Source organism: Aquitalea magnusonii, from assembly GCF_002217795.2.
Lineage (GTDB): Bacteria > Pseudomonadota > Gammaproteobacteria > Burkholderiales > Chromobacteriaceae > Aquitalea > Aquitalea magnusonii_B.
This window is the reverse complement of record NZ_AP018823.1, coordinates 3,959,801-3,979,723: the sequence shown is the minus strand read 5'-3', so window position 1 is coordinate 3,979,723 and position 19,923 is coordinate 3,959,801. Positions and strand designations below refer to the sequence as shown.

Here is a 19,923-nt window from a genome sequence, read left to right as displayed (position 1 = left end):
AGGCCGTGTCCTGCGCTAACGGCCGAGAAGCGAATCGGCCTATACTTGCCGAATTCCCAGTATGCAAAGGTGAAGCATCATGACTTTCGATGTGCTCAAGACGGTTGCCGATACCCTGGAAGCCCGCCGCGAGGCGAGCCCCCAGTCCTCTTATGTGGCCTCGCTGTTTCACAAGGGCGAAGATGCCATTCTGAAAAAAGTGGCAGAAGAGGCGGCAGAAACCATCATGGCTTCCAAGGACAAGGACAAGCTGCATCTGGTGCGCGAAGTGGCCGACCTGTGGTTCCACTCCATGGTGTTGCTGGCTTATCATGGCCTGCGCCCGGAAGATGTGCTGATGGAGCTGCATCGCCGTGAAGGCATTTCCGGCATCGACGAAAAAGCCTCCCGCCCTTCCTGAATTCCGCATACAGGACCATGTGATGAGTGACTGCATTTTCTGCAAGATCGCCGCAGGCGAGATTCCCTGCAACAAGATTTACGAAGACGCGGATGTCGTGGCCTTCCATGACATCCGTCCGCTGGCACCGGTGCATTTCCTGATCATTCCCAAGCTGCACGTGGCCTCGCTGGCCGATTGCGGTCCGGAACACGAAGCCCTGCTGGGCCGCATCATGGGCCTGGTGCCTAAGCTGGCCGCCGAGCAGGGGCTGGCCGCTGGCTTCAAGACCGGCATCAACACCGGTCGCGGTGGCGGCCAGGAAGTGTTCCACCTGCATGTGCATGTTTTTGGCCATAAAGGCTGACGCTTTGCCGGCGCGCCGCCTGTCGGGTGCGCCTGATCATTTTGAAAGGAAGTTGCAATGGGTTCTTTCAGTATCTGGCACTGGCTGGTTGTACTGCTGATCGTGGTGCTGATTTTCGGTACCAAAAAACTCAAAAACGTGGGTGAAGACCTGGGCGGCGCGGTGCGCGGCTTCAAGGAAGGCATGAAGGGCGAAAACGAGAAAGCCGACAAGCCTGCCGAAACCGGTCGCATCATCGACAACGAATCCGACAAGAAATAAGCCACAGGCCGCATCGTGTTCGATATCAGCTTTGGTGAAATCCTCCTGATCGGCATTGTGGCGCTGGTGGTGCTGGGGCCTGAGCGCCTGCCCACGGTTGCCCGCACCCTCGGTGCGCTGGTGGCGCGGGCGCAGCGCTTTGTTGCCAGCGTCAAGGCCGATATCCATCAGCAAGCCAACCTGAGCGGGCTGGATGGTTTGCGCAACGACATCCAGGATGCCGCCAGCAGTTTCAAGGCGCAGATGGAAGCCGAAGTGCAGGGTGTGCGGCAGGAAATGGCCGCGCAATCTGCCCAGTTGCAGCAGCTATCCTCCGAGGCCAAGGCCCCGCTGGAAGAGGCCGCCCACACCATTCATGGCGGGCTGGACTTGCAGGCCGAGTCGGCTCCTGCCGCCGTGGTCTCTGCGGTGGTGGCGGAAAAGCCTGCCGTGGAGCTGCCCGTTCGTGATGAAAACCAGCTTGATCTGTTTGATGCGCCGCCACCGGCCAGTCAGCCTTCCTCCGAGTCCCGTCCGCACGCATGAACGAACAACCTCTGCTTGTCCACCTGCTGGAACTGCGCACACGGCTGGTGCGCGCCATTCTCGGCCTGATGCTGGTGTTCCTGGGCCTGTTTCACTGGTCTGGCGACATCTATCATTTGCTGGCCAAACCCTTGCTGGATGCGCTGCCCAATGGCGGCAGCATGATTGCCACCGAGGTGACAGCCACTTTCTTCGTGCCGATGAAGCTCACCATGCTGGTGGCTTTTCTCATTTCGCTGCCCAACACCCTGTACCAGGTATGGGCTTTTGTTGCGCCGGGTTTGTACAGCCATGAAAAGCGGCTGATCCTGCCGCTGGTGGTGGCTAGCGTGCTGCTGTTTTTGCTGGGCATGGCCTTTGCCTATTTCCTGGTGTTTCCGGTGGCATTTCACTTTTTCTCGATGATGACGCCCAGCGGGGTGAGCATGATGACCGACATCGACAAGTATCTGTCGTTTGTCATGGGCATGTTCATCGCCTTTGGCGTGACGTTTGAAGTGCCTATCATCGTGATTGTGCTGGTGCGCATGGGGGTGGTGTCGGTGGCCAAGCTGCGCGAGGGCCGGCCCTATGTGATTGTCGCTGCCTTCGTGGTGGCGGCGGTGGTGACGCCGCCGGATGTGTTGTCGCAAACCATGCTGGCCGTACCGCTGTGGCTGCTGTACGAAGTAGGCATCATCATGGCGGTATTCATGGCGCGCCCGGCGCGGGCTTTGACGGCTGGAAGTCAGGATAAATGAACCGAAAACTGTTTCACTACGGCGCGGCTGCCAGTCTGGTGGCCCTGATTCTGCTGACCCTGGCCTGGGAGCTGTGGCTGGCACCGGTTCGGCCCGGCGGCTCTTTCCTGGCGCTCAAGGCGGTTGTTCTGCTGGCACCGCTGATGGGCATTCTCAAAGAGCGGCTGTATACCTACCAGTGGTCCAGCATGTTCATCCTGGCCTTCTTCACCGAAGGCATCATGCGTAGCTGGGGCGACAGCGGCCTATCGCAAACCCTGGCCTTGTGGGAAGTGGCGATCAGTGTGGTGTTTTTTGCTTGCGTGCTGGGTTTTGCCCGCACTTTCAAGCGCAAGCCGACCTAGCGTTGTCTTTTGGCGGATCTACCCGAAATACCTAAAAACCTGCCGGTGGCAGGTTTTTACTTTTCTTAGTGCTTGAATTGAAATTTCCTAGTAAAAATGAACCGCTAAATGCCCCCTATTTTAAATTATTTATTTTAACTGTTCTTAACAGTTTGCTGCTTCTGACTCTTACACTAGAATGGCGTCACTAAGAGCAGAGCAAGGACTGACTGCTCATCACAAAAGTATCAAGAGGGCAGCGCATGCATTCCCCGTCCCCGGTCGGACAACATGATTCCATTCCCCCGCAGGCAACCCATCTGGACCCGCTGTTGGATTGTCTGTTTGCCCTGGCACGCGGCTATGGCATCAATGCCACCCGTGAGTCGCTGGTGGCGGGTATTCCGCTTACCAATAACCGGCTGAACCCCTCCATGTTTTCGCGCTCGGCACGGCGTATCGGCCTGACCTCGCGCGTGGTGCGTCAACCGCTGGACAAGCTGCGCGATGCCCTGCTGCCTGCGGTGTTGCTGCTGGAGGGCGATGAGGCTTGCATCCTGCGTGCCATCGACCCGGATAGCGGCCTGGCGCGGGTGAGTTTTTCCGAACTGACCGAATCGGAAGTCAGCATCTCGCTAGAGGAACTGGCCGACAAATACCTGGGGCTGGCCATTTTTGTCCGTCCCCGTTTCAATTTTGAGCGCCGTGCGCCGGAGTTGGGCGAAATCCGTTCGCGGCACTGGTTCTGGCAGACGGTGTATGGTGGGCTGCCGCTGTACCGCGACGCCATGATTGCCGCCTTGCTGATCAATCTGTTTGCCTTGGTGATTCCACTGGTGTCGATGAATGTTTACGACCGCGTGGTGCCGAATATGGCGACGGAGACACTGTGGGTGCTGGCCATTGGCGGCCTGCTGGCCCTGGTGTTCGACTTCCTGCTGAAGATGACCCGCGCCTATCTGATTGATCTGGCCAGCAAGCGGGTGGATGTGACGCTGTCCAGCCTGATCATGGAGCGGGTGCTGGGCATCCGCATGGAAGCACGGCCAGCCTCGGTGGGGGGCTTTTCCTCCAATCTGCGCGCCTTTGAAACCGTGCGCGACTTCATTGCCTCCGCCTCCATTACCGGGCTGATTGATCTGCCCTTCGTGCTGATCTTCCTGCTGGTAATCCTGTGGATCTCGCCCTTGCTGACCCTGCCGGTGCTGGTGGGCGGCTTGTTGATGATCGTGTTTGCCCTGCTCATCCAGGAAAAGATGAAAGAGCTGACCGAGGCCACCTTGCGCGCTTCGGCGCAACGCAATGCCCAACTGGTGGAAAATCTGGCCGGACTGGAAACCATCAAGATCCTGGCCGCTGAAGGCCAGCAGCAGGGACGTTGGGAGCAAGGCACGCTGTTTCTGGCCCAGGTGGGGGCGCGCTTGAAATTGCTGGCCACCTCGGCCAATACCTTTGCTGGTTTCATCACCCAACTGGTATCCATCGTGATGCTGGTGGTGGGGGTGTACCAGATCATGGATGGCAATACCTCGCAAGGTGGCGTGATTGCGGCGGTGATGCTGTCCGGGCGCGCCATGGCACCGCTTGGCCAATTGGTGGCCTTGCTGACGCAGTACCACAATGCCAAGACCTCGCTGTCCTCGCTGGACGGCTTCATGAACATGCCGGTGGAGCGGCCGCAGGATGCCAACTTCTTCCACCGCACCAGTTTTCAGGGCGAGATCGAGTTCCGCAATGTGTCGTTCAGCTATCCGGATAATCCGCAACAGGCGCTGCGTAATGTCTCGTTCAAGATCAAGGCTGGCGAGCGCGTCGCCATTATCGGGCGGGTGGGTTCCGGCAAGTCCACGCTGCAAAAGCTGATCCTGGGTCTGTTCCGGCCAACGGAAGGCTCGGTGCGGGTGGATGGCATCGATATCAATCAGATCGACCCGGCCGAACTGCGCCGTCATATCGGCTACGTGCCGCAGGATGCGGTGCTGTTCTACGGTACGCTGCGCCAGAACATCGCCATGGGTGCGCCGCATGCGCATGACGCCAGCGTGGCGGCGGCGGCCGAACTGGCCGGGCTGACCGACTTCGTCAATGGACATCCGCAGGGTTTTGACATGGTGATCGGTGAGCGCGGCGATTCGCTGTCGGGCGGTCAGCGTAAGGCGGTGACCATTGCCCGTGCGCTGCTGAATGCGCCGCCCATCCTGCTGATGGACGAACCCACCAGCAATATGGACAACACCACCGAAAGTCAGATCAAGCAGACCTTGCTGAAGGTAATGGCAGGCAAAACCATGATCATGGTGACGCATCACAATGCCTTGCTGGAGCTGGCCGAGCGGCTGATCGTGATCGACAACGGCACCATTGTGGCTGATGGCCCCAAGGCCGCGGTGATTCAGGCCCTGCAGCAGGGGCAGGTGGGGAGGGCAGGCTGATGAAAAAGACATGGAAGCAACGCCTGCAAGGCTGGATCCGCGGTGGCCAGGGCCGTACCTCGCCTTACTGGGACAAGCTGATGGACTGGGCGGCGGCACGCGATTTGCAGGACCGCCAGGATTTTGCCACCGACGGTGACTGGGCCATCCTGGAGCAAAGTCCGGGCCGGCCGCGCATATTTGTGTGGAGCATGCTGGCCTTGCTGGTGGTGGCCTTGTTATGGGCCGCACTGGCGCAGATTGATGAAGTGGCGCGCGGTGAAGGCAAGGTGGTGCCGGTATCGCAAAACCAGCATATCCAGAGCCTGGATGGCGGCGTGGTTTCGAAGATTCTGGTCAAGGAAGGCCAGATTGTGCAGAAAGGCCAGTTGCTGCTGAATATCGACAACACCCGCTTTGTCTCCTCGCTGAACGAAAACCAGGCCCAGTACCTGTCCTTGCTGGCCAAGGCGGCGCGGCTGCGCGCCATTGCCAACAATGTGCCGTTTGCATTGCCCAAGGAGGTCATCCAGCAGGCACCGGACATTGCCAAGCAGGAAACCGAGCTGTACCAGGCCAAGCGGCAAGAGCTGGACGCCAATGTCTCGATGGCACGCCAAGAGCAGGCGCAACGCAGCCAGGAACTCAACGAGGTACGTGCCCGCTATGCCCAGGCACAGCAGGGTTTGCAGCTTACCCAGCGTGAACTGGCGGTCACCAAGCCATTGAAGGAGTCGGGTGCGGTGTCGGATGTCGACCTGCTGCGCCTGCAGCGCGATGTGTCGCGCTATCAGGGCGACCGCGACATGGCCGGGGCGCAGATTCCCAAGCTGCAGGCCGCCATCAGCGAAGCCAACCACAAGATCCAGGAAGTCGAGCTGAATTTCCGTAATCAGGCCAGCGCCGATTTGTCCGACACCATGGGCAAGATCAACAGCCTGTCTGCCGGCAGTTCCGGCCTGGCCGACAAGGTGAAGCTGTCCGAGGTGCGTTCGCCGGTAAAGGGCGAAGTCAAGCGACTGTTCGTCAACACCATTGGCGGCGTGGTACAGCCGGGCAAGGACATTCTGGAAATCGTGCCGCTGGAAGATTCACTGATGATAGAAACCCGGGTCTCCCCGCGTGATATCGCCTTCCTGCGTCCCGGACAGCGCGCCATGGTGCGTTTTACCGCCTACGACTACACCGTCTACGGCGGCATGGAAGGCAGCCTGCAGGAAATCGGGGCCGACACCGTTACCGATGACAAGGGCAATGCCTTTTATATCGTCAAAGTACGTACCCGTGCAGGCGCACTGGGCGAGAAGCATCTGCCCATCATTCCAGGCATGGTGGCCCAGGTGGACATCATGACTGGCAAGAAAAGCATTCTTTCCTATCTGTTGAAACCGGTGCTGCGCGCCAAGGCAGAGGCCTTTACCGAACGATGAGCGACATGGTGATATTGATTACCGCCAGCAGTGCGCTGGCTGATGGCTGGGCGGATAGCCTGCAGCTGCACGATGCCGTGCGCCTGCCTGATCTGGCGGCACTCAATCGTAGCGCGGTGCCGGCGGATAGCCTGGTTTTGCTGGATCTGGCCGATGTTGTGGCCAGCGAGCAGGACATTCTGCAGGCCTGCCGGCATTGCCGGGTGCTCGCCCTCAGTTCGCTGCCGCAGGACGAAGAAGGCATGCACTGGCTACAGTGCGGTGCCGCCGCCTATGCCCATGCCATGAGTACGCCGGACTTGCTGCAACAGGTGTTTGATACCGTCAAGTCCGGAGGCACCTGGGTGGGACGCAGCATCATGCAACAGCTATGCGCACGATTTGGCCGGCAGCAGCCAGTGGCAGATGCGCCAGACTGGCGTGCCAGACTTTCCGAGCGTGAGCAGCATGTGGTGGCAGCATTGCGTGAAGGGCGGGCCAACAAGGAGATTGCCCGCTTGCTGGACATTTCCGAACGTACCGTCAAGGCCCATCTGACTTCGGTATTCCAGAAGTTCGGGGTGGAAGACCGCCTGCAGTTGCTGTTGAAGCTGACCGGGCGCTAGGTTTTTCTGCCGCCACTGACAAAGCCGCCTTGCTGGTTTGCAATGCGGCTTTGTTTTTAAATTGATATGAGAAGTTTCTGAAAATTAAATAGTTTTTGCCCTTAAGTACAATATATTTTCCTTACATCGCGACTTAACCTGATCGAAGTGCATATTGCGTCTTCAGGAGTCAGTCATGAGTAGCCCCGCTATCCAAGGTCAGGTTGTTGCCGTCAACGGTGTGGTAAAAGCCATCGATGCCCAAGGGCATGAACGCATTCTCAAGGCTGGCGACATCATCCATCCGGGTGAGCATGTCGTACTGCTGGATGGTGCCACCTTGTCGGTGGCCCGCGACGGGGGCGAAGTACTCAATGTGGATGGCCCGCGCGAACTGGCCTTGACGGACGAAACCCTGCAGCCGCAGGTAACCGACAAGACCGAAGCCGCTGTGGCCAAACTGGCACCGGAAGCACAGCAGGTGCTCGCTGCTCTGGAAAATGGCCAGGATCCGCTGGCCCAGCTCGACTCTGCCGCCGCCGGCCTTAACGGTGCGGGTGCCGGTGACGAAGGCAGCCATAGCTTTGTGCGGCTGATGCGGGTGAGTGAGTCCCTGAACGGCCTCCAGACCGACACCGCGACCGGCACCGTGGTCACCTCCCAGTCGGTGCAGGCGGACACCACCTCGAATGTGGCTGCGCCCATCAGCCTGACCATCGACAGCATCAGTGCCACCAATGACGCCACGCCCACCATTCATGGCACCGGCATTCCTGGTCTGACCGTGATCGTCACCAATACCTCCGGTACTGTCATTGGCAGTGCAGTAGTGGGCAGCGATGGCAACTGGTTCATCACCCCCACATCTCCGTTGCCGGATGGCACCGACACGCTGATTGCCACCAGCACCAATACCGCAGGTGTCACCGCCACCGCCTCCGCCAACGCCATTATCGACACCACGCCGCCGGCTACGCCTACCGTCACCATCGCCGAACATAGCGATCCTAATGGTGTGATTGGTGCTTCGGATCTGGTCAATGGCAAGGTGGAGGCCACGGTCAAGCTGGATGCTACCGATCTGGCCAAAAATGGCAGCGCCACCATCGTGGTTAACGATGGTGGCCATATCACCACCCTGGTGGTACACAGCGATGGCAGCGTGACCGGCACCGATGAGTCGGTCAGCGGCAGTTACAGCAATGGCACCGTCACCCTCAGCATGACGCCGCCGGCACAGGACGCGACCGTTACCATCACCGCCACCCAGACCGATGCGGTGGGCAATACCTCCGCTCAGGGTAAGGACAGCGGCACGCTGGATACCGTGGCCCCGAGCGCCCCGACGGTGACGATTGCCACCGACGCCAACAATGACGGCTTCATCAACAAGACCGAGCAAGGCAGTGCCAGCACCGACACGGTCAACATCGGCCTGCCGAGCGATGCCAAGGCGGGCGACACGCTGAATGTCACCATCAACGGCGTGGCGCAAGCCGCCCACGTGCTGAGCAGCGATGACATCAGTGCCGGCAAAGTCGTGCTCACCCCGACTGCGCCGACCGATGGCGCTACGTTGACGGTAACGGCCTCCATTACCGATACGGCAGGTAATACTTCGAGCACCGGCAGCAGCAGTGCCCAGCTCGACCTGAGCGCCAGCATCAGCATCAGCAATGACGGCAGTGGCGGCGACCATACTTATAACAAGGCGGAAAGCAGTGCCGTGGTGATTAGCGGTAGTACCGGCGGCGTGGAAACCGGCCAGACTGTTACCATCACCTTCACTGACAGCCAGGGCCATACTGCCACCACCACCGCTACGGTTGATGACAATGGAAACTGGACCGCCAAGCCGGCCAATCTGACAGGGCTGAGCGACGGTAGCATCAGTGTCAGCGCGACTGTTAGCGACAAAGCCGGCAATATCGCCACCGCCAATACCGACAGTGGCAGCGGGCAGCCGGGTGAAAATCTGGACACCACCGCCCCGTCGGCACCGACAGTGACGATTGCCACCGACACCAACGACGATGGCTTCATCAACAAGGCTGAGCAAGGCAGTGCGACGACGGAAACCGTCAACATCGGTCTGCCGAGCGATGCCAAGGCGGGCGACACCCTCAACGTCAGCATCAACGGCGTAGCACAAGCTGCCCACGTGCTGAGCAGCGATGACATCAGTGCCGGCAAAGTGGTATTGACCCCGGCAGCCCCGGCTGAAGGCGGGACACTGACGGTGGCTGCGACCATCACCGACGTGGCTGGTAACACCTCGGCTCAGGGCAGCGACAGCGCCACGCTGGACACCACCGCCCCGTCGGCACCGACAGTGACGATTGCCACCGACACCAATGACGATGGCTTCATCAACAAGGCCGAGCAAGGCAGTGCGACGACGGAAACCGTCAACATCGGCCTGCCGAGCGATGCCAAGGCGGGCGACACCCTCAACGTCAGCATCAACGGCGTGGCGCAAGCCGCCCACGTGCTGAGCAGCGATGACATCAGTGCCGGCAAAGTGGTATTGACCCCGGCCGCCCCGGCCGAAGGCGGCACACTGACGGTGGCTGCGACCATCACCGACGTGGCTGGCAATACCTCGGCTCAGGGCAGCGACAGCGCCACGCTGGACACCACCGCCCCGTCCGCGCCGACCGTCGTCATTGCCACCGACACCAATGACGATGGCTTCATCAACAAGGCTGAGCAAGGCAGTGCCACGACGGAAACCGTCAACATCGGCCTGCCGAGCGATGCCAAGGCGGGTGACACCCTCAACGTCAGCATCAACGGCGTGGCACAAGCCGCCCACGTGCTGAGCAGCGATGACATCAGTGCCGGCAAAGTGGTATTGACCCCGGCAGCCCCGGCTGAAGGCGGCACACTGACGGTGGCTGCGACCATCACCGACGTGGCTGGCAATACCTCGGCTCAGGGCAGCGACAGCGCTCAGTTGGATACGGTGGCACCAAGTGCGCCGACAGTGACGATTGCCAGCGACACCAACGACGATGGCTTCATCAACAAGGCCGAGCAAGGCAGTGCCACGACAGAAACCGTCAACATCGGCCTGCCGAGCGATGCCAAGGCGGGTGACACCCTCAACGTCAGCATCAACGGCGTAGCGCAAGCCGCCCACGTGCTGAGCAGCGATGACATTACTGCCGGCAAAGTGGTATTGACCCCGGCCGCCCCGGCTGAAGGCGGCACACTGACGGTGGCCGCGACCATCACCGACGTGGCCGGCAACACCTCGGCTCAGGGCAGCGACAGCGCTCAGTTGGATACGGTGGCACCAAGTGCACCGACGGTGACGATTGCCACCGACACCAACGACGATGGCTTCATCAACAAGGCTGAGCAAGGCAGTGCCACGACAGAAACCGTCAACATCGGCCTGCCGAGCGATGCCAAGGCGGGTGACACCCTCAACGTCAGCATCAACGGCGTGGCACAAGCTGCCCACGTGCTGAGCAGCGATGACATCAGTGCCGGCAAAGTGGTATTGACCCCGGCAGCCCCGGCTGAAGGCGGGACACTGACGGTGGCTGCGACCATCACCGACGTGGCTGGTAACACCTCGGCTCAGGGCAGCGACAGCGCCACGCTGGACACCACCGCCCCGTCGGCACCGACAGTGACGATTGCCACCGACACCAATGACGATGGCTTCATCAACAAGGCCGAGCAAGGCAGTGCGACGACGGAAACCGTCAACATCGGCCTGCCGAGCGATGCCAAGGCGGGCGACACCCTCAACGTCAGCATCAACGGCGTGGCGCAAGCCGCCCACGTGCTGAGCAGCGATGACATCAGTGCCGGCAAAGTGGTATTGACCCCGGCCGCCCCGGCCGAAGGCGGCACACTGACGGTGGCTGCGACCATCACCGACGTGGCTGGCAATACCTCGGCTCAGGGCAGCGACAGCGCCACGCTGGACACCACCGCCCCGTCCGCGCCGACCGTCGTCATTGCCACCGACACCAATGACGATGGCTTCATCAACAAGGCTGAGCAAGGCAGTGCCACGACGGAAACCGTCAACATCGGCCTGCCGAGCGATGCCAAGGCGGGTGACACCCTCAACGTCAGCATCAACGGCGTGGCACAAGCCGCCCACGTGCTGAGCAGCGATGACATCAGTGCCGGCAAAGTGGTATTGACCCCGGCAGCCCCGGCTGAAGGCGGCACACTGACGGTGGCTGCGACCATCACCGACGTGGCTGGCAATACCTCGGCTCAGGGCAGCGACAGCGCTCAGTTGGATACGGTGGCACCAAGTGCGCCGACAGTGACGATTGCCAGCGACACCAACGACGATGGCTTCATCAACAAGGCCGAGCAAGGCAGTGCCACGACAGAAACCGTCAACATCGGCCTGCCGAGCGATGCCAAGGCGGGTGACACCCTCAACGTCAGCATCAACGGCGTAGCGCAAGCCGCCCACGTGCTGAGCAGCGATGACATTACTGCCGGCAAAGTGGTATTGACCCCGGCCGCCCCGGCTGAAGGCGGCACACTGACGGTGGCCGCGACCATCACCGACGTGGCCGGCAACACCTCGGCTCAGGGCAGCGACAGCGCTCAGTTGGATACGGTGGCACCAAGTGCACCGACGGTGACGATTGCCACCGACACCAACGACGATGGCTTCATCAACAAGGCTGAGCAAGGCAGTGCCACGACAGAAACCGTCAACATCGGCCTGCCGAGCGATGCCAAGGCGGGTGACACCCTCAACGTCAGCATCAACGGCGTGGCACAAGCTGCCCACGTGCTGAGCAGCGATGACATTACTGCCGGCAAAGTGGTATTGACCCCGGCCGCCCCGGCTGAAGGCGGCACACTGACGGTGGCCGCGACCATCACCGACGTGGCCGGCAACACCTCGGCTCAGGGCAGCGACAGCGCTCAGTTGGATACGGTGGCACCAAGTGCACCGACGGTGACGATTGCCACCGACACCAACGACGATGGCTTCATCAACAAGGCTGAGCAAGGCAGTGCCACGACAGAAACCGTCAACATCGGCCTGCCGAGCGATGCCAAGGCGGGTGACACCCTCAACGTCAGCATCAACGGCGTGGCACAAGCTGCCCACGTGCTGAGCAGCGATGACATCAGTGCCGGCAAAGTGGTATTGACCCCGGCCGCCCCGGCTGAAGGCGGCACACTGACGGTGGCCGCGACCATCACCGACGTGGCCGGCAACACCTCGGCTCAGGGCAGCGACAGCGCTCAGTTGGATACGGTGGCACCAAGTGCGCCGACAGTGACGATTGCCAGCGACACCAACGACGATGGCTTCATCAACAAGGCCGAGCAAGGCAGTGCCACGACAGAAACCGTCAACATCGGCCTGCCGAGCGATGCCAAGGCGGGTGACACCCTCAACGTCAGCATCAACGGCGTAGCGCAAGCCGCCCACGTGCTGAGCAGCGATGACATTACTGCCGGCAAAGTGGTATTGACCCCGGCAGCCCCGGCTGAAGGCGGCACACTGACGGTGGCCGCGACCATCACCGACGTGGCCGGCAACACCTCGGCTCAGGGCAGCGACAGCGCTCAGTTGGATACGGTGGCACCAAGTGCGCCGACAGTGACGATTGCCAGCGACACCAACGACGATGGCTTCATCAACAAGGCCGAGCAAGGCAGTGCCACGACAGAAACCGTCAACATCGGCCTGCCGAGCGATGCCAAGGCGGGTGACACCCTCAACGTCAGCATCAACGGCGTGGCACAAGCTGCCCACGTGCTGAGCAGCGATGACATCAGTGCCGGCAAAGTGGTATTGACCCCGGCAGCCCCGGCCGAAGGCGGCACACTGACGGTGGCTGCGACCATCACCGACGTGGCTGGCAACACCTCGGCTCAGGGCAGCGACAGCGCTCAGTTGGATACGGTGGCACCAAGTGCGCCGACGGTGACGATTGCCACCGACACCAACGACGATGGCTTCATCAACAAGGCTGAGCAAGGCAGTGCCACGACAGAAACCGTCAACATCGGCCTGCCGAGCGATGCCAAGGCGGGTGACACCCTCAACGTCAGCATCAACGGCGTGGCACAAGCCGCCCACGTGCTGAGCAGCGATGACATTACTGCCGGCAAAGTGGTATTGACCCCGGCCGCCCCGGCTGAAGGCGGCACACTGACGGTGGCCGCGACCATCACCGACGTGGCCGGCAACACCTCGGCTCAGGGCAGCGACAGCGCTCAGTTGGATACGGTGGCACCAAGTGCGCCGACAGTGACGATTGCCAGCGACACCAACGACGATGGCTTCATCAACAAGGCCGAGCAAGGCAGTGCCACGACAGAAACCGTCAACATCGGCCTGCCGAGCGATGCCAAGGCGGGTGACACCCTCAACGTCAGCATCAACGGCGTGGCACAAGCTGCCCACGTGCTGAGCAGCGATGACATCAGTGCCGGCAAAGTGGTATTGACCCCGGCAGCCCCGGCCGAAGGCGGCACACTGACGGTGGCTGCGACCATCACCGACGTGGCTGGCAACACCTCGGCTCAGGGCAGCGACAGCGCTCAGTTGGATACGGTGGCACCAAGTGCGCCGACGGTGACGATTGCCACCGACACCAACGACGATGGCTTCATCAACAAGGCTGAGCAAGGCAGTGCCACGACAGAAACCGTCAACATCGGCCTGCCGAGCGATGCCAAGGCGGGTGACACCCTCAACGTCAGCATCAACGGCGTGGCACAAGCCGCCCACGTGCTGAGCAGCGATGACATTACTGCCGGCAAAGTGGTATTGACCCCGGCCGCCCCGGCTGAAGGCGGCACACTGACGGTGGCCGCGACCATCACCGACGTGGCCGGCAACACCTCGGCTCAGGGCAGCGACAGCGCTCAGTTGGATACGGTGGCACCAAGTGCACCGACGGTGACGATTGCCACCGACACCAACGACGATGGCTTCATCAACAAGGCTGAGCAAGGCAGTGCCACGACAGAAACCGTCAACATCGGCCTGCCGAGCGATGCCAAGGCGGGTGACACCCTCAACGTCAGCATCAACGGCGTGGCACAAGCTGCCCACGTGCTGAGCAGCGATGACATTACTGCCGGCAAAGTGGTATTGACCCCGGCCGCCCCGGCTGAAGGCGGCACACTGACGGTGGCCGCGACCATCACCGACGTGGCCGGCAACACCTCGGCTCAGGGCAGCGACAGCGCTCAGTTGGATACGGTGGCACCAAGTGCGCCGACAGTGACGATTGCCAGCGACACCAACGACGATGGCTTCATCAACAAGGCCGAGCAAGGCAGTGCCACGACAGAAACCGTCAACATCGGCCTGCCGAGCGATGCCAAGGCGGGTGACACCCTCAACGTCAGCATCAACGGCGTGGCACAAGCTGCCCACGTGCTGAGCAGCGATGACATCAGTGCCGGCAAAGTGGTATTGACCCCGGCAGCCCCGGCCGAAGGCGGCACACTGACGGTGGCTGCGACCATCACCGACGTGGCTGGCAACACCTCGGCTCAGGGCAGCGACAGCGCTCAGTTGGATACGGTGGCACCAAGTGCGCCGACGGTGACGATTGCCACCGACACCAACGACGATGGCTTCATCAACAAGGCTGAGCAAGGCAGTGCCACGACAGAAACCGTCAACATCGGCCTGCCGAGCGATGCCAAGGCGGGTGACACCCTCAACGTCAGCATCAACGGCGTAGCGCAAGCCGCCCACGTGCTGAGCAGCGATGACATTACTGCCGGCAAAGTGGTATTGACCCCGGCCGCCCCGGCTGAAGGCGGCACACTGACGGTGGCCGCGACCATCACCGACGTGGCCGGCAACACCTCGGCTCAGGGCAGCGACAGCGCTCAGTTGGATACGGTGGCACCAAGTGCACCGACGGTGACGATTGCCACCGACACCAACGACGATGGCTTCATCAACAAGGCTGAGCAAGGCAGTGCCACGACAGAAACCGTCAACATCGGCCTGCCGAGCGATGCCAAGGCGGGTGACACCCTCAACGTCAGCATCAACGGCGTAGCGCAAGCCGCCCACGTGCTGAGCAGCGATGACATTACTGCCGGCAAAGTGGTATTGACCCCGGCCGCCCCGGCTGAAGGCGGCACACTGACGGTGGCCGCGACCATCACCGACGTGGCCGGCAACACCTCGGCTCAGGGCAGCGACAGCGCTCAGTTGGATACGGTGGCACCAAGTGCGCCGACAGTGACGATTGCCAGCGACACCAACGACGATGGCTTCATCAACAAGGCCGAGCAAGGCAGTGCCACGACAGAAACCGTCAACATCGGCCTGCCGAGCGATGCCAAGGCGGGTGACACCCTCAACGTCAGCATCAACGGCGTAGCGCAAGCCGCCCACGTGCTGAGCAGCGATGACATTACTGCCGGCAAAGTGGTATTGACCCCGGCCGCCCCGGCTGAAGGCGGCACACTGACGGTGGCCGCGACCATCACCGACGTGGCCGGCAACACCTCGGCTCAGGGCAGCGACAGCGCTCAGTTGGATACGGTGGCACCAAGTGCACCGACGGTGACGATTGCCACCGACACCAACGACGATGGCTTCATCAACAAGGCTGAGCAAGGCAGTGCCACGACAGAAACCGTCAACATCGGCCTGCCGAGCGATGCCAAGGCGGGTGACACCCTCAACGTCAGCATCAACGGCGTGGCACAAGCTGCCCACGTGCTGAGCAGCGATGACATTACTGCCGGCAAAGTGGTATTGACCCCGGCCGCCCCGGCTGAAGGCGGCACACTGACGGTGGCCGCGACCATCACCGACGTGGCCGGCAACACCTCGGCTCAGGGCAGCGACAGCGCTCAGTTGGATACGGTGGCACCAAGTGCGCCGACAGTGACGATTGCCAGCGACACCAACGACGATGGCTTCATCAACAAGGCCGAGCAAGGCAGTGCCACGACAGAAACCGTCAACATCGGCCTGCCGAGCGATGCCAAGGCGGGTGACACCCTCAACGTCAGCATCAACGGCGTAGCGCAAGCCGCCCACGTGCTGAGCAGCGATGACATTACTGCCGGCAAAGTGGTATTGACCCCGGCAGCCCCGGCCGAAGGCGGCACACTGACGGTGGCTGCGACCATCACCGACGTGGCTGGCAACACCTCGGCTCAGGGCAGCGACAGCGCTCAGTTGGATACGGTGGCACCAAGTGCGCCGACGGTGACGATTGCCACCGACACCAACGACGATGGCTTCATCAACAAGGCTGAGCAAGGCAGTGCCACGACAGAAACCGTCAACATCGGCCTGCCGAGCGATGCCAAGGCGGGTGACACCCTCAACGTCAGCATCAACGGCGTGGCACAAGCCGCCCACGTGCTGAGCAGCGATGACATTACTGCCGGCAAAGTGGTATTGACCCCGGCCGCCCCGGCTGAAGGCGGCACACTGACGGTGGCTGCGACCATCACCGACGTGGCTGGCAACACCTCGGCTCAGGGCAGCGACAGCGCCACCCTGGACACCACCGCGCCAGATACCCCGGTGGTGAGCATTCTGCCCAATGGCCTGACCAGTAATTACTATGGTCTGAATGATTCGGTCATTACCGGATCAACACCGCTAAGCCAGGTGCTGAGCGATATTGCCAGCCATAGCCCGACCGCGACCTTTGTAGCGGATGCGCTGAGTTTTGGCGTGGCAAACAGCGTGTCTGGCAATCTGGGTGCCAGTGGCAATCTGGCTAATTTCCTGGGCAGCAACGCCAGCAATGTGCAATACGCCAGCACCTATGGTTCCACCAGTCAGGCCATCATCAGCATGAATGGTGTGTTCGCGGCGGCCTCGGGTACTTACAAACTGTCGGTATTGGCAGACGATGGCTACCAGATCATTGTGGATGGCGTGACGGTTGCCACCAGAAACCAGAACCAATCGCCGACCGGCACAGATTTCACCCTGACCCTGGGGGCCACGGCGGGTAATTTACATACCATCCAGATCGTGTACTGGGATCAGGGCGGTCAGGCAGTGTTCCAAAGCACGCTGACACCGGCGGGTAGCACCACGGCAAGCGTCATCAGCCTGGTAAGCAGCAATACCATGACCGCTTCCGTCACGCTGGACGCGAAGGATCAGGCCGAGCTGAACCATAGCGGTACTGTGCATATCACTTCCAGCACCGGTACGGATGTAACGCTGCACTTGAATTCCAGCAATCAACTGGTTGATGGTAACGGCCTGGTCTACAGCTATCAGAATGGTGTGATTTACCTGCCGGTGGCTACACCGTCGCTTGGAACCACACTGACGGTTAATGCCACCGTGACCGATCTGGCCGGTAACACCTCGGGTGTGGGCAGCGATAGCTATCACTTGCCGACCACGCCGCCGGTGGTGATTACCACCGACAGCAATCACGATGGCTACCTCAGCGGTTCGGAAACATCCAATGGTACGGCGACGCTGCAGTCCACCGTAACATTGGACAAGAGCCTGATCAGCGCGGGTGGTAGCGCCAATCTCACCGTGACCGACAATGGTGTGGTGACCAAGCTGGTGGTGAACCATGATGGAAGCATCACTGGTGCTGCCAATGGTGTAACAGCCAGCTACAACGCCAGCACCGGCGTGGTGACGCTGAACATGCCGGAACCGGGTGATGGCAAATCTGTCAGCATCTCGGCCACCCAGACCGATACCCATGGCAATGTCTCCACCACTGGTGCGGCAAGCGCCATCGAAGACATTACCGCGCCGTCGGCACCGACGGTGACGATTGCCACCGACGCCAACAATGACGGCTACATCAACAAGGCCGAGCAGGGCAGCGCCACGACGGAAACCGTCAACATCGGCCTGCCAAGCAATGCCAAGGCGGGCGATACGCTGAACGTCACCATCAACGACGTGGTGCAAACGGGTCATGTACTGACTGCCGCTGAAATTACCGCAGGGAAGGTCGTTCTCACTCCGGCCGCCCCGGCTGATGGCGGTACGCTGACCGTGAAGGCCTACATCACTGATCTGGCGGGCAATGTTTCGGCCAGCGCCAGCGACAGTGCCAAGATTGATCTGACAGCCCCCACCATTGCCATTGCCACCACGCTGGCCGGTGATGATGTGATCAATGCCGCCGAACACAATAAGTCGCTGCTGGTCAGCGGCAGTACAAGCGGTGTGGAGGATGATCAGAAGGTGGATGTGGTGCTGAACAATGTTCACTATAGTGCCACGGTAAGTGGCAATAGCTGGTCGGTGACTGTACCGGCCAGCGATGTGGCCAAGCTGGCGGATGGCAATATCACGGTGACGGCCAATGTCAGCGATGCCGCGGGGAATGCAGCCACACCGGCTAGCCATGCCCTGACGGTGGATACCACGCTGCCGACCATCAATCTGGTATCGAATATCACGACAAGTCAGTTGTTCAATACCACTTGGGAAAGCACCAACCAGACCACCAGCACGACCAAAGCCGAGGGGTGGACCTTGGTGACCAGCAATGACGTTGCACCTGGCGGTATCAATGGTTTCGAGATCTGGACCACCAGCGATTCCATGAGCACGGCCAGCGGCAGCACCATTACCCCGAACTCATCAACGGGTGCTGGCAATACCCACTGGCTGGAACTGAATAACTCGACTTCTGACATTATTCAGACCCTGGGCATTACCCGCACCGTGACCACCGTGGCCGGCGCGGAATACCAGTTGTCGATGGATTTTGCCGGTCGGCCGGGCTATTCCACGGATGTCAGCAAGATCGGTATCTATGTGGATGGCAAGCTGGTGGCCGAATATTCGGCTACATCGGGCAGCACGCTGGATTGGCGCAATATTTCCTTCGACTTTACCGGTACCGGCGGCAATCAGGTCATCACCATCCTGACGGATACCCCGGCCAGCGCGGTCGATGCCAGTGGTCGTGGTGCCATGGTGGATAATATCGTGCTGACCCAGGGCGGCTTCCAGGCCAGCGATGCGGCAACCACCACCATTGCCTTGTCCAGCCTGATGACGGCTTCGCATCCGGTGGCGGTTGGCTCGGAAACCCTGACGTTGAATATCAGCGGTCTGACCTCTGCCGAAGGCTCGCCATCCCTGGTACTGCATGGCACGACCTACACGCCGGATGCCTCCGGTAACCTGACCGTTACCGGTTTGAGCCTGAGCGATCTGCAAAGCGGTTCCCTGCAGTTGTCCGGCAGCTACCACGGGCAGGTCAGCTTTAATGCCACCGTCACCGCGATTGAGAGCAATGGCAATACGGCCACCTCGTCGACCGTACCGGTATCCTTCCTGGTGGGGGCTGGTAATGAAGTCCATGGCTCTGCGGGTACCGACTATCTGTACGCCGGATCCACCGCCACCTTGCTGCATGGCGGGGCCGGCAACGACACCATGACCAGTGGCAGTACCGGTGTGGATACCTTCAAGTGGGTGCTGGGCGATCAAGGCACGGTGGCAACTCCGGCCGTGGATACCATCATCAACTTCAAGACCGCAGCGGTATCCAATGGCGGTGACAAGCTGGATCTGCGTGATCTGCTGGTAGGCGAAAGCCATAGCGGTACCGATGTTGGTAATCTGGGCAATTACCTGCACTTCACCACCAGCACCAGCAAGGGGGTGACAAGCACGGTGATCCATGTCAGCGAAACCGGTAATCTGGCAACGCATGAGACCCAGCAGATTGTGCTGCAGAATGTCGACCTGACCCATAGCGGCAACACGCTGCTGTCGGACAGCCAGATCCTGCATAACCTGCTGGGGAGTGGTAAGTTGATTACCGACTAAGCCAGCCCTGGCCGCAACAACCGACAGCCTGACACGCTGTCGGTTTTTTTGTGGGCGCACGGATGATGGCTAAAGGCGGTCTAGATCGTCAGGACGCCGTAGTCGCTAAACGGTTTGGCCGCCCT

The 19,923-nt window shown here is 60.9% G+C and carries 10 protein-coding genes; all 10 read left to right on the top strand.

Features of this window, described 5'->3' with window-relative positions; genetic code table 11:
* The first annotated feature begins 79 nt into the window (after positions 1–79).
* The 10 genes from DLM_RS18620 to DLM_RS18575 all read left to right on the top strand — a co-directional run bounded on the left by DLM_RS18620 (position 80) and on the right by DLM_RS18575 (position 19,798).
* Positions 80–400 (top strand): phosphoribosyl-ATP diphosphatase, encoded by a 321-nt coding sequence (locus tag DLM_RS18620; RefSeq protein ID WP_082086335.1) that lies wholly within the window; start codon positions 80–82, stop codon positions 398–400.
* 22 nt (positions 401–422) lie between these two features.
* On the top strand, positions 423–746 hold the full coding sequence (locus DLM_RS18615) for a histidine triad nucleotide-binding protein (protein WP_089082609.1): 324 nt from the start codon (positions 423–425) through the stop codon (positions 744–746).
* Between the two features lie 57 nt (positions 747–803).
* The gene (tatA, locus tag DLM_RS18610) at positions 804–1,007 is read left to right on the top strand and encodes a Sec-independent protein translocase subunit TatA (RefSeq protein WP_089082610.1); all 204 of its coding nucleotides are present in this window, start codon (positions 804–806) and stop codon (positions 1,005–1,007) included.
* Between the two features lie 15 nt (positions 1,008–1,022).
* Positions 1,023–1,532, top strand: a complete 510-nt coding sequence (tatB, locus tag DLM_RS18605) for a Sec-independent protein translocase protein TatB (RefSeq protein ID WP_089082611.1) — start codon at positions 1,023–1,025, stop codon at positions 1,530–1,532.
* Entirely contained in the window at positions 1,529–2,272 is a 744-nt protein-coding gene (tatC, locus tag DLM_RS18600; protein WP_089082612.1) for a twin-arginine translocase subunit TatC, read from the top strand. The genes tatB and tatC overlap by 4 nt, the downstream gene beginning before the upstream one ends.
* Entirely contained in the window at positions 2,269–2,616 is a 348-nt protein-coding gene (locus DLM_RS18595; RefSeq protein ID WP_089082613.1) for a DUF2069 domain-containing protein, read from the top strand. The genes tatC and DLM_RS18595 overlap by 4 nt, the downstream gene beginning before the upstream one ends.
* A gap of 242 nt (positions 2,617–2,858) precedes the next feature.
* Positions 2,859–5,027 (top strand): type I secretion system permease/ATPase, encoded by a 2,169-nt coding sequence (locus DLM_RS18590; protein ID WP_089082614.1) that lies wholly within the window; start codon positions 2,859–2,861, stop codon positions 5,025–5,027.
* Positions 5,027–6,436: an HlyD family type I secretion periplasmic adaptor subunit gene (locus DLM_RS18585; protein ID WP_089082615.1), complete on the top strand. Its 1,410-nt coding sequence runs from the start codon at positions 5,027–5,029 to the stop codon at positions 6,434–6,436. Before DLM_RS18590 ends, DLM_RS18585 begins: the two co-directional genes overlap by 1 nt.
* A 5-nt stretch (positions 6,437–6,441) precedes the next feature.
* On the top strand, positions 6,442–7,041 hold the full coding sequence (locus DLM_RS18580; protein ID WP_167467164.1) for a helix-turn-helix transcriptional regulator: 600 nt from the start codon (positions 6,442–6,444) through the stop codon (positions 7,039–7,041).
* 175 nt (positions 7,042–7,216) lie between these two features.
* Positions 7,217–19,798, top strand: coding sequence for an Ig-like domain-containing protein (locus DLM_RS18575; RefSeq protein ID WP_119313274.1), 12,582 nt, complete (start codon positions 7,217–7,219; stop codon positions 19,796–19,798).
* The last annotated feature ends 125 nt before the right edge of the window (positions 19,799–19,923 follow it).

Bases quoted from the DNA above. Each gene is read 5' to 3' on its own strand.
- DLM_RS18620 (WP_082086335.1), top strand. From the start codon at position 80: ATGACTTTCGATGTGCTCAAGACGGTTGCCGATACCCTGGAAGCCCGC.
- DLM_RS18615 (WP_089082609.1), top strand. From the start codon at position 423: ATGAGTGACTGCATTTTCTGCAAGATCGCCGCAGGCGAGATTCCCTGC.
- tatA (WP_089082610.1), top strand. From the start codon at position 804: ATGGGTTCTTTCAGTATCTGGCACTGGCTGGTTGTACTGCTGATCGTG.
- tatC (WP_089082612.1), top strand. From the start codon at position 1,529: ATGAACGAACAACCTCTGCTTGTCCACCTGCTGGAACTGCGCACACGG.
- DLM_RS18595 (WP_089082613.1), top strand. From the start codon at position 2,269: ATGAACCGAAAACTGTTTCACTACGGCGCGGCTGCCAGTCTGGTGGCC.
- DLM_RS18590 (WP_089082614.1), top strand. From the start codon at position 2,859: ATGCATTCCCCGTCCCCGGTCGGACAACATGATTCCATTCCCCCGCAG.
- DLM_RS18585 (WP_089082615.1), top strand. From the start codon at position 5,027: ATGAAAAAGACATGGAAGCAACGCCTGCAAGGCTGGATCCGCGGTGGC.
- DLM_RS18580 (WP_167467164.1), top strand. From the start codon at position 6,442: ATGGTGATATTGATTACCGCCAGCAGTGCGCTGGCTGATGGCTGGGCG.
- DLM_RS18575 (WP_119313274.1), top strand. From the start codon at position 7,217: ATGAGTAGCCCCGCTATCCAAGGTCAGGTTGTTGCCGTCAACGGTGTG.